At 64.6% G+C, this 11,215-nt stretch carries 13 protein-coding genes; all 13 read left to right on the forward strand.

The annotated features are described in order from the left end of the window. The first annotated feature begins 674 nt into the window (after positions 1-674). The 13 genes from ACNJYA_RS17825 to nuoK are packed head-to-tail and all read left to right on the forward strand — an operon-like array spanning position 675 to position 11,208. Positions 675-1,040, forward strand: coding sequence for an NADH-quinone oxidoreductase subunit A (locus ACNJYA_RS17825; protein ID WP_008136158.1), 366 nt, complete (start codon positions 675-677; stop codon positions 1,038-1,040). Continuing rightward, positions 1,031-1,621, forward strand: coding sequence for a NuoB/complex I 20 kDa subunit family protein (locus tag ACNJYA_RS17830; protein ID WP_036025347.1), 591 nt, complete (start codon positions 1,031-1,033; stop codon positions 1,619-1,621). Before ACNJYA_RS17825 ends, ACNJYA_RS17830 begins: the two co-directional genes overlap by 10 nt. Positions 1,622-1,632: 11 nt before the next feature. Then, positions 1,633-2,247, forward strand: a complete 615-nt coding sequence (locus tag ACNJYA_RS17835) for an NADH-quinone oxidoreductase subunit C (RefSeq protein WP_439403323.1) — start codon at positions 1,633-1,635, stop codon at positions 2,245-2,247. Between the two features lie 2 nt (positions 2,248-2,249). Further along, a complete protein-coding gene (locus ACNJYA_RS17840; protein ID WP_172783526.1) occupies positions 2,250-3,446 on the forward strand; it encodes an NADH-quinone oxidoreductase subunit D in 1,197 nt (398 codons plus the stop codon). Next, positions 3,446-4,423: an FkbM family methyltransferase gene (locus tag ACNJYA_RS17845; protein WP_439367178.1), complete on the forward strand. Its 978-nt coding sequence runs from the start codon at positions 3,446-3,448 to the stop codon at positions 4,421-4,423. Before ACNJYA_RS17840 ends, ACNJYA_RS17845 begins: the two co-directional genes overlap by 1 nt. 11 nt (positions 4,424-4,434) lie before the next feature. Then, positions 4,435-5,046, forward strand: coding sequence for an NADH-quinone oxidoreductase subunit NuoE (nuoE, locus tag ACNJYA_RS17850; protein WP_172783528.1), 612 nt, complete (start codon positions 4,435-4,437; stop codon positions 5,044-5,046). Next, entirely contained in the window at positions 5,046-5,252 is a 207-nt protein-coding gene (locus ACNJYA_RS17855; RefSeq protein ID WP_172783529.1) for a hypothetical protein, read from the forward strand. Before nuoE ends, ACNJYA_RS17855 begins: the two co-directional genes overlap by 1 nt. A gap of 15 nt (positions 5,253-5,267) precedes the next feature. Beyond that, positions 5,268-6,593 carry an NADH-quinone oxidoreductase subunit NuoF gene (gene nuoF / locus ACNJYA_RS17860; protein WP_439367180.1) on the forward strand — a complete coding sequence of 442 codons (1,326 nt, stop codon included), beginning with the start codon at positions 5,268-5,270 and terminating at the stop codon, positions 6,591-6,593. 5 nt (positions 6,594-6,598) lie between these two features. Beyond that, positions 6,599-8,674: an NADH-quinone oxidoreductase subunit NuoG gene (gene nuoG, locus ACNJYA_RS17865; protein ID WP_439403324.1), complete on the forward strand. Its 2,076-nt coding sequence runs from the start codon at positions 6,599-6,601 to the stop codon at positions 8,672-8,674. A gap of 10 nt (positions 8,675-8,684) precedes the next feature. After that, the gene (gene nuoH / locus ACNJYA_RS17870) at positions 8,685-9,752 is read left to right on the forward strand and encodes an NADH-quinone oxidoreductase subunit NuoH (protein ID WP_172783531.1); all 1,068 of its coding nucleotides are present in this window, start codon (positions 8,685-8,687) and stop codon (positions 9,750-9,752) included. Positions 9,753-9,760: 8 nt separating this feature from the next. Further along, positions 9,761-10,255 carry an NADH-quinone oxidoreductase subunit NuoI gene (gene nuoI, locus ACNJYA_RS17875; protein ID WP_157283556.1) on the forward strand — a complete coding sequence of 165 codons (495 nt, stop codon included), beginning with the start codon at positions 9,761-9,763 and terminating at the stop codon, positions 10,253-10,255. Between the two features lie 9 nt (positions 10,256-10,264). Beyond that, positions 10,265-10,903, forward strand: coding sequence for an NADH-quinone oxidoreductase subunit J (locus ACNJYA_RS17880; RefSeq protein WP_212257264.1), 639 nt, complete (start codon positions 10,265-10,267; stop codon positions 10,901-10,903). Beyond that, positions 10,900-11,208, forward strand: coding sequence for an NADH-quinone oxidoreductase subunit NuoK (gene nuoK / locus ACNJYA_RS17885; protein ID WP_008547737.1), 309 nt, complete (start codon positions 10,900-10,902; stop codon positions 11,206-11,208). The genes ACNJYA_RS17880 and nuoK overlap by 4 nt, the downstream gene beginning before the upstream one ends. Positions 11,209-11,215: the final 7 nt, after the last annotated feature.

Below are 11,215 nucleotides of genomic sequence, written 5' to 3' on the forward strand. Positions count from 1 at the left end.
GGCTCCGGGGCTTGGAGCAATTGATCGTGATGTTCGTTCGCCTCCGCCCGGACGACCGCTGATCCGCCGTCACGATGAGCCCGCGGGCCATGCCCCCCGGCCCGAAGCTCATCCGAGCGCGGCGCGCGCGACCAGGAGGTCGCTGCCGCCGCGCTCGCGGCCGGCTTAGAGCCGACCGCCGGCGCATTTCGTCAGACCAGCGGTCCCGTCGTGCGGCATGGCTGTTTTGATCACTCACGGCTGTGGAAAGGTGTCTTTCCTGCACCTGATGCGGCGGCATCATCATTGGCGTCCTGGCCGCGCTGGCCACCGGCAAAATAGGTCGCCGGAACGACGGGGGTGCCCCCGCGGCGGCGATTGCCGGGGCTGAGTGCGCTGCCGCACCAAAAACCTGAGCATTTTGGTCGGTCATCGCACAGCAAATAACTGGCTCGGCCCGAGCGCCGCAATCTCCGAACGGCTGACCTGCGAGGCCGTGGCAGCCCTTGCTGGCCATGGCGATCTGCTCCATACCAGCCGCGGGGTGATTCCGGGATTTTCACGGTTCTGGGGGCGGCAAAGGGCCTGAAAAGAGCGTGTCTTGCGCCCATTGGTGCACTGCGCTAAGGCTCAGAATAATTCCAAATCGGACGAATCCGTGGCTGTCCCGAGGCTGCGGGAAAAAGGGCTCGCCAATGAGCGGCATTCTGCAGAACTATCTTCCACTTGTCGTCTTCATAGGGGTAGCGGGCCTCATCGGCCTCGTGCTGCTGATCGCGCCCTTCATCGTGGCGTTCCAGCAGCCGGACCCGGAAAAGCTGTCGGCCTACGAGTGCGGTTTCAACGCGTTCGACGACGCCCGCATGAAGTTCGACGTTCGCTTCTATCTGGTCGCCATCCTCTTCATCATCTTCGACCTCGAGGTGGCGTTTCTGTTTCCCTGGGCGGTGGCGTTCGGCAAGCTTGGCGCGACCGGCTTCTGGTCCATGGTGGTGTTCCTCGCCGTGCTGACGGTCGGGTTCGCCTATGAATGGAAGAAAGGAGCCCTGGAATGGGATTGAACCCAGCTACGCAGTCCGCAGGTCCGGTGATCGCGCCGGCCCCGAAGGGCATTCTGGACCCGTCCACCGGCAAGCCGGTCGGGGCCAATGATCCGTTCTTCCTCGAGGTCAATTCCGAGCTGTCCGACAAGGGCTTCTTCGTGGCCGCGACCGACGACCTCATCACTTGGGCGCGCACCGGCTCCTTGATGTGGATGACCTTCGGTCTTGCCTGCTGCGCGGTCGAGATGATGCAGGTCTCGATGCCGCGCTACGACGTCGAGCGCTTCGGCTTCGCGCCGCGTGCCTCGCCGCGCCAGTCCGACGTGATGATCGTTGCGGGAACGCTGACCAACAAGATGGCGCCGGCGCTGCGCAAGGTCTACGACCAGATGCCCGAGCCGCGCTACGTCATCTCGATGGGCTCGTGCGCCAATGGCGGCGGCTACTATCACTATTCCTATTCGGTCGTGCGCGGCTGCGACCGCATCGTGCCGATCGACATCTACGTGCCGGGCTGCCCGCCCACGGCGGAAGCGCTGCTCTACGGCGTGCTGCTGCTGCAGAAGAAGATCCGGCGCACCGGCACCATCGAACGCTAAGGTTTTACGTCATGGACGACGCCAAGCTCGACGCCCTGGGGCAGACGATCGTTAGCGCGCTTCCGGGCGCCGCGACCGGTCACTCGGTGGCCTTCAACCAGCTCATCGTGGACGTCGAGGCCGCCAGGATCGTCGAGGTGGTCAAATACCTCCGCGACGACCCGAGCTGCCGTTTCGTCAACATCACCGACATCACGGCGGTGGACTACCCGGATCGCGAGAAGCGCTTCGACGTGATCTATCATTTCCTGTCGCCAACGCTGAACGCCCGCATCCGGCTCAAGGCGCAAGCCGACGAGACCACGCAGGTGCCGTCGTTGATCGACATCTTCCCCGGCGCCGACTGGTTCGAGCGCGAAGCCTACGACCTCTACGGCGTGTTCTTCGTCGGCCATCCCGACATGCGCCGCATCCTCACAGACTACGGCTTCGAGGGCCATCCGCTGCGCAAGGATTTCCCGCTCACCGGCTTCGTCGAGGTCCGCTACGACGACCAGGAGAAGCGGGTGGTGTACGAGCCGGTCCGGCTCAACCAGGAATTCCGCAAGTTCGACTTTTTGTCTCCTTGGGAAGGTGCCGACTATCCGGTGCTTCCGGGCGATGAAAAAGCGGGGCCGAAGGTCTGAACATGAACGAGCAATCTGAACAGCTTCGCAACTTTACGATCAATTTCGGACCGCAGCATCCGGCGGCGCACGGCGTGTTGCGCCTCGTGCTGGAGCTCGACGGCGAAGTGGTCGAGCGCGTCGATCCCCATATCGGCCTGCTTCACCGCGGCACCGAGAAGCTGATCGAGCAGAAAACCTATCTGCAGGCGATCCCCTATTTCGACCGGCTCGACTACGTCGCGCCGATGAACCAGGAGCACGCCTTCTGCATGGCCGCCGAAAAGCTGCTCGGCATCGAGGTGCCGCGCCGCGGCCAGCTGATCCGCGTGCTCTATTGCGAGATCGGCCGCATCCTGTCGCATCTGCTCAACGTCACCACGCAGGCGATGGACGTCGGCGCGCTGACCCCGCCGCTGTGGGGCTTCGAAGAGCGCGAGAAGCTGATGGTGTTCTACGAGCGCGCCTCGGGCAGCCGCATGCATGCGGCTTACTTCCGGATCGGCGGCGTGCACCAGGATCTGCCGCAGAAGCTGGTCGACGACATCGAGGCCTGGTGCGATCCGTTCCTCAAGGTGGTGGACGATCTCGATCGCCTGCTCACCGCCAACCGCATCTTCAAGCAGCGCAACGTCGACATCGGCGTGGTGCCGCTGAAGGAAGCCTGGGAGTGGGGTTTCTCGGGCGTGATGGTGCGCGGCTCGGGCGCGGCCTGGGACCTGCGCAAGTCACAGCCTTACGAGTGCTACGCCGAGATGGATTTCGACATCCCGATCGGCAAGAACGGCGACTGCTACGACCGCTATCTGATCCGCATGGAAGAGATGCGCCAGTCCGTGCGCATCATGAAGCAGTGCATCCAGAAGCTGAACGCGCCGGACGGCAAGGGCCCGGTCGTCGTCGCCGACAACAAGGTCGCGCCGCCGCGCCGCGGCGAGATGAAGCGCTCGATGGAAGCGCTGATCCACCACTTCAAGCTCTACACCGAAGGCGTCCACGTGCCGGCCGGCGAGATCTATGCCGCGGTCGAGGCGCCCAAGGGCGAGTTCGGCGTCTATCTTGTCGCCGACGGCACCAACAAGCCCTACAAGTGCAAGATCCGCGCGCCGGGCTTTGCGCATCTGCAGGCCATGGACCACATCTGCCGCGGCCATCTGCTCGCCGACGTCTCGGCGATCCTGGGCTCGCTCGACATCGTGTTCGGAGAGGTCGATCGGTGATGGCGCAGGCGCCAATCCAGTTTGACCGCGCCTCGGGGGCTCTTGAAGGGGCCAACCTGTGGGAGCGGACGGCTGCCTTGGCGCTGGTGACGGGATCGAAGATCTCCTCGCACTTCTCGCACATGGGCTACATCGCCTGCGCGAATTTGCTGCGAAAGACGCTGCCCGAGCGCAACATCGCGATCAGGCTCAATTCCGACGCGGTGTTCGAATTTCCCTACGGCGACGGCTATTGGAGCAAGCTGCTCAACCGCTCGTACAACTATGAAGACGAGCTCGAGCTCTTGTTCGCCGATTCCATCGACGTCGACTACACGCTGCTCGATTGCGGCGCCAATTACGGCTATTGGTCGGTGCTGGTCTCGAGCAAGCCGTTCGGCGCGCACAAGGCGATTGCGATCGAGCCGTCGGGCCAGAACTACCCGAAGCTCGCCAACAATGCGCGCGTCAACGCTGGCCGCTTCGAGACGATGAAGTGCGCGATCGGCGCGGCGCGCGGCACCGCGCGTCTATCGGGCACCAAGCACGAGGCCTTCAGCATCGCCGGCGATCAGTCGGCGGACGGGGAGGAGGTGCCGGTGATCGCGCTCGACAACCTGATCGACGACGGCAAGATCGCTGCGAGCGGCAAGTATCTGATCAAGCTCGACGTCGAGGGCGTCGAGATCGAGGCGATCAAGGGCGGCGTCCGCCTGCTTGAGGCCGACAGCGTCATCATGTGCGAGGAGCACGGCAGCGACCGCTCCCACGCCGTGTCGCGCTTCATCCTCGAACAGACCCCGCTGAAGCTGATCGTGTTCGATCCGCGCAGCAACCGCATGGAGACCGTGACCGAGCTGTCGATCCTCGACCGCATCAAGGTCTCGACCCACGTCGGCTACAACGTTTTCGGCACCGCAAGCGCATTCTGGCAGGACAGGATCGAAGCCCTGAACGCCAAGAACCTGAATGCGAAATCCGCGCGCCGCATGCAGTGAGAGATTGAGCTATGTCCGTTCGCCGATTAGCACCGAAGGAAGTCCAGCCCGCGAGCTTTGCGTTCACGGAGGAGAACCTCGCATTCGCCCGGCAGCAGATCGCGAAATATCCGGCCGGACGTCAGGCCTCCGCTGTCATCGCCATCCTCTGGCGCGCGCAGGAGCAGAACGAGGGCTGGGTGTCGGAAGCTGCGATCCGCGTCATCGCCGACATGCTCGACATGCCCTATATCCGCGTGCTGGAGGTCGCGACCTTCTACACCATGTTCCAGCTCGCCCCCGTCGGCAAGAAGGCTCACGTCCAGGTCTGCGGCACCACGCCGTGCCGGCTGCGCGGCGCCGAGGATCTGATCCACGTCTGCGAGCACCGCATCCATCACGAGCCCTTCCATCTCTCCAAGGACGGCAATTTCAGCTGGGAAGAGGTGGAGTGCCTGGGCGCCTGCGTGAACGCGCCGATGGTGCTGATCGGCAAGGACACCTATGAGGACCTGACCAAGGAAACCTTCGGCAAGGTGCTCGACGGCTTCGCTTCGGGCAATCCGCCGAAGCCCGGTCCGCAGAACGGCCGCCAGTTCTCGGCGCCGATCACCGGGCCGACCACGCTGAAGGAGATCACCTGATGCGTGATCTCGCTTCGTCGATAGCGCAGGGGAGCGTTGGCATGAAGAAGTGGGGCTTCATCGCGATGCACGCCGTGGTGGCGGCCGCCTTCATCTTCCTGCTGCAGCGCTTCGGCCTGAACGCATCGCTGGAATCGGCTTCGCTCTGGGCGCTGACGTTTGGCATCTGCGCCGCCGGACTTGCCTACAAGCAGTCCAATCGTTGATCGGAAAGCACTGATATGCTCGAGGACAAGGACCGCATCTTCAAGAACCTCTACGGCCTCCACGATTGGGGGCTCGAGGGTGCGCGGCGCCGCGGCGCCTGGGATGGCACCAAGAACATCATCGACAAGGGCCGCGACTGGATCATCAACGAGATGAAGGCGTCGGGCCTGCGCGGCCGCGGCGGCGCCGGCTTCCCGACCGGTCTGAAATGGTCCTTCATGCCGAAGGAATCGACCGACGGCCGGCCGAGCTATCTCGTCGTCAACGCCGATGAGTCCGAGCCCGGCACCTGCAAGGACCGCGAGATCATGCGGCACGATCCGCATCTCTTGATCGAAGGCTGCCTGATCGCGAGCTGCGCGATGAACGCGCATGCCTGCTACATCTATGTCCGCGGCGAGTTCATCCGCGAGCGCGAGCATCTGCAGGCCGCGATCGACCAGGCCTATGAGGCCAAGCTGGTCGGCAAGGACAACGTCAACGGCTGGCCGTTCGACATCTACGTCGCCCACGGCGCCGGCGCCTATATCTGCGGCGAGGAGACCGCGCTGCTCGAAAGCCTCGAAGGCAAGAAGGGCCAGCCGCGCCTGAAGCCGCCGTTCCCGGCCAACGTCGGTCTGTTCGGCTGCCCGACCACGGTCAACAACGTCGAGTCCATCGCCGTTGCACCCGACATCCTGCGCCGCGGCGCGGCGTGGTTCGCCGGCATCGGCCGCCCGAACAACGTCGGCACCAAGCTGTTCTGCATCTCCGGCCATGTCGAGCGGCCCTGCAACGTCGAAGAGGCCATGGGCATCCCGTTCCGTGAGCTGATCGACAAGCATTGCGGCGGCATTCGCGGCGGCTGGGACAACCTCAAGGCCGTGATCCCCGGCGGCTCGTCGGTGCGCATGGTGCCCGCCGAGCAGATCATCGACACGCCGATGGATTTCGACTCCTTAAGCAAGCTGCGCTCGGGCCTCGGCACCGCCGCCGTGATCGTGATGGACAAGTCGACCGACCTGATCCGTGCGATTGCCCGCATCTCCTATTTCTACAAGCATGAGAGCTGCGGCCAGTGCACGCCGTGCCGCGAGGGCACGGGCTGGATGTGGCGCGTCCTCACCCGCATGGCCGAAGGCCGCGCCCACAAGCGCGAGATCGACATGCTGCTCGAGGTGACGAAGCAGGTCGAAGGCCACACCATCTGCGCGCTCGGCGACGCGGCGGCCTGGCCGATCCAGGGCCTGATCACGCACTTCCGTCACGAGATCGAAGCGCGCATCGACCAGTATTCGCACAAGGCAGATGTCGATGACATCGGCGTCCGCGATCCCGTGAACATGGTCGCGGCGGAGTAAGAGACATGACCAAGCTCATCATCGACGGCAAAGAGATCGATGTCCCCGCCGAGTACACGCTGCTTCAGGCGTGCGAGGCGGCCGGCGCCGAGATTCCGCGCTTCTGCTACCACGAGCGGCTGTCGATCGCCGGCAATTGCCGGATGTGCCTCGTCGAGGTGAAGGGCGGCCCGAAGCCGGTCGCGAGCTGCGCCTGGGGCGTGCGCGACTGCCGTCCGGGCCCCAAGGGCGAGCCGCCGGAGATTTCCACGCGTTCGCCGATGGTGAAGAAGGCGCGCGAAGGCGTGATGGAATTCCTTCTGATCAACCATCCCTTGGATTGTCCGATCTGCGACCAGGGCGGCGAGTGCGACCTGCAGGACCAGGCGATGGGCTATGGTGTCGACACCAGCCGTTTCGCCGAGAACAAGCGCGCGGTCGAGGACAAATATCTTGGCGCGCTGGTCAAGACCTCGATGAACCGCTGCATCCAATGCACGCGCTGCGTCCGCTTCTCGGCGGAAGTCGCTGGCGCGCCCGAGATGGGCGCCACCGGCCGCGGTGAGGACATGGAGATCACGACCTATCTCGAGCACGCCCTGACGTCGGAACTGCAGGGCAACCTCGTCGACATCTGCCCGGTCGGCGCGCTGACCTCGAAGCCCTATGCCTTCGCGGCGCGCCCGTGGGAGCTCGGCAAGACCCAGTCGATCGACGTCATGGACGGTCTTGGTTCTGCGATCCGCGTCGACACCCGCGGCCGTGAGGTGATGCGGATCCTGCCGCGCATCAACGAGGCCGTGAACGAGGAGTGGATCTCGGACAAGACCCGCCACGTCGTCGACGGCCTGCGCACCCAACGTCTCGACCGGCCCTATATCCGCGAGGCGGGCAAGCTGCGCGCGGCAAGCTGGACCGAGGCCTTCGCCGCGATCGCCGCCAAGGCGGCGCGCACCGACGGCAAGCGCATCGGTGCGATCGCAGGCGATCTCGCCGGCGTCGAGGAGATGTTCGCGCTGAAGGACCTGCTCGCCAAGTACGGCTCGAGCAATCTGGCGGTGCAGGGCGGCGATGCCTTCGACCCCGCGCTCGGCCGCGGCTCCTACATCTTCAATCCGACGCTTGCCGGCGTCGAGCAGGCCGACGCACTGCTCATCATCGGCGCGAACCCGCGGAAAGAGGCGGCCGTGTTCAACGCCCGCATCCGCAAGCGCTGGCGCGCCGGTGGCTTCAAGGTCGGCGTGATCGGTGCCAAGCCCGACCTGACCTATGATTACGACCACCTCGGTGCCGGCACCGAGACGCTGGGTGAGCTCGCGGCCGGCAAGCACTCCTTCATGGACGTGCTGAAGAACGCCAAGCACCCGATCATCCTGGTCGGCGCGGGTGCGGCCGCCCGTCACGACGGTGCCGCCATCCTCGCCGCCGCCGCCAAGCTCGCGCTCGACGTCGGCGCGGTGAAGGACGACTGGAACGGCTTTGGCGTGCTGCACGAGACCGCCTCGCGCGTCGGCGCGCTCGACATCGGCTTCGCCGCAACCTCAGGCGGCCTGAATGCGGCGCAGATGACGACCTTCGGCACGCTCGACTTGCTGTTCCTGCTCGGGGCCGACGAGATCAAGGCGCCGGATGGCACCTTCGTCGTCTATATCGGCACCCATGGCGACCGCGGCGCCCATCGCGCCGACGTCATCCTGCCGGCGGCCGCCTACACCGAGAAGTCCGCGATCTACGTCAACACCGAAGGCCGGGTGCAGATGACCGGTCGCGCCGCGTTCCCGCCGGGCGAAGCCCGCGAGGACTGGGCGATCGTCCGCGCGCTGTCCGAAGCGCTCGGCAAGAAGCTCGGCTATGACTCGCTCTCGGCGCTGCGCCAGGCGGTGTTCAAGGCCGTGCCGCATCTGATCCGTCTCGACCAGATCGAGGCCGGCTCCGCCGAGCAGATCAAGAAGCTTGCGGGGAAGGGCGGCTCGCCCGAGAAGGCGCCGTTCAAGCCCCTGGTCGAGGACTTCTATTTGACCAACCCAATCGCGCGTGCGTCCGCCGTGATGGCGGAATGCTCGCGCCTCGCCTCCGGGCACATGCTGACCGCAGCAGAGTGAGCGTGATCTGATGGAATTCTTCGAAAGCGCATTCTGGACCGGGTTCCTCTGGCCGCTGATCATCATGGTCGCCCAGAGCGTCCTGGTGCTCGTCGTCCTCTTGGTGGCGATCGCCTACATCCTGCTCGCCGACCGCAAGATCTGGGCGGCGGTGCAGATCCGCCGTGGCCCGAACGTGGTCGGCCCGTGGGGCCTGCTGCAATCCTTCGCCGACCTGCTCAAGTTCGTGCTGAAGGAGCCGATCATTCCGGCCGGCGCCAACAAGGGCGTGTTCCTGCTGGCGCCGCTGGTGTCGTGCGTGCTCGCGCTCGCGGCCTGGGCGGTGATCCCGACCAATCTCGGCTGGGTGATCTCCGACATCAATGTCGGCGTCCTCTTCATCTTCGCGATCTCGTCGCTGTCGATCTACGGCATCATCATGGCCGGCTGGTCGTCGAACTCGAAGTACCCGTTCCTGGCCGCGCTGCGCTCGGCGGCGCAGATGGTCTCCTACGAAGTCTCGATCGGCTTCGTCATCATCACCGTGCTGCTCTGCGCCGGCACGCTGAACCTCTCGGCCGTGGTCGAGGCCCAGCATGCCCGCGGCCTTGCCAGCCTGATCGGGCTGCCGCAGCTGACCATCCTGAACTGGTACGTCTGGCCGCTGTTCCCGATGTTCGTGGTGTTCTACGTCTCGGCGCTGGCGGAAACCAACCGTCCGCCCTTCGACCTCGTCGAAGCGGAGTCCGAGCTCGTCGCCGGCTTCATGGTCGAGTACGGCTCGACGCCATACCTCTTGTTCATGCTCGGCGAGTATGTCGCGATCGTCACGATGTGCGCGTTGGCCACGATCCTGTTCCTCGGAGGCTGGCTGCCTCCGGTGGACCTGCCGCCCTTCAACTGGGTGCCGGGGATCATCTGGTTCTCGCTGAAACTGTTCTTCATGTTCTTCCTGTTCGCGATGGCGAAGGCGATCGTGCCGCGCTACCGCTACGATCAATTGATGCGTCTCGGCTGGAAGGTGTTCCTGCCGCTGTCGCTGGCGATGGTGATCGTGGTGGCCGGCGTGCTGCATTTCGCCGGCATCGCGCCGAAGTGAGGGCCGTCATGGGTATCAACGTCAACGCCACTGCACGCTCGCTTCTGCTGTCGGAATTCGTCTCGGCGTTCTTTCTCGCCATGCGCTATTTCTTCCAGCCGAAGCCGACCCTGAACTATCCGTTCGAGAAGGGCCCGATCTCGCCCCGCTTCCGCGGCGAGCACGCATTGCGCCGCTATCCGAACGGCGAAGAACGTTGCATCGCCTGCAAGCTGTGCGAAGCGGTCTGCCCGGCGCAGGCCATCACCATCGAGGCCGGCCCGCGCCGCAACGACGGCACCCGCCGCACCGTGCGCTACGACATCGACATGGTGAAGTGCATCTATTGCGGCCTGTGCCAGGAGGCCTGTCCGGTCGATGCCATCGTCGAAGGCCCGAACTTCGAGTTCGCGACCGAGACCCGCGAGGAACTTTATTATGACAAGGCCAAGCTGCTCGCCAACGGCGACCGCTGGGAACGCGAGATCGCGAAGGCGATCGAGCTCGACGCGCCGTACCGGTGAGGTGAGGGCATGATCCTTCCCGCGCTGTTCTTCTATCTGTTCGCCGGCATCTGCGTCGCCTCGGCGGTGATGGTGATTGTCTCGCGCAATCCCGTGCACTCCGTGCTGTACCTGATCCTGGCCTTCGTCAACGCTTCCGGCCTGTTCGTGCTGATGGGCGCCGAGTTCCTCGGCATGATGCTGATCGTCGTCTATGTCGGCGCGGTCGCGGTGCTGTTCCTGTTCGTGATCATGATGCTCGACGTCGACTTCCTCGAGCTGCGCGAGGGCTTCATCGAGTACCTGCCGGTCGGCCTCGTGATCGGCGGCATCTTCCTGTTCGAGCTGCTGCTCACCGTCGGCTTCTGGGTCATCAACCCCGGCGTCTCCAAGACGATCACGGCGGCGATCCCGGCCAACGTCTCCAACACCGAGGCGCTCGGGCTCGTGCTCTATACGAAGTACATCCACTACTTCCAGCTCGCCGGCATGGTGCTGCTGGTCGCGATGATCGGCGCCATCGTGCTGACGCTGCGCCATAAGGCGAAGGTCAAGCGGCAGGACATCAACGTTCAGAACGCACGCACGCCCGACATGGCGATGGCGATGCGCAAGGTGGCCCCAGGGCAGGGGCTCTCGGATGCCGATGCTGCGGAGTGGGTGAAATGACGATCGGGCTCGGACATTATCTGGCGGTCGGCGCGATCCTGTTCACGCTCGGCATCCTCGGCATCTTCCTGAACCGCAAGAACATCATCGTCATCCTGATGTCGATCGAGCTGATCCTGCTCTCGGTCAACATCAACCTCGTGGCGTTCTCGACCTTCCTCGGCGACATCGTCGGGCAGGTCTTCGCGCTGCTGGTGCTGACGGTCGCGGCTGCGGAAGCTGCGATCGGTCTCGCCATCCTGGTGGTCTATTTCCGCAACCGTGGCTCGATCGCGGTTGAGGACGTCAATCTGATGAAGGGCTGAGCTCTCA

The organism is Bradyrhizobium sp. BLXBL-01 (genome assembly GCF_051853025.1).
In the GTDB taxonomy this organism is placed as follows: domain Bacteria; phylum Pseudomonadota; class Alphaproteobacteria; order Rhizobiales; family Xanthobacteraceae; genus Bradyrhizobium.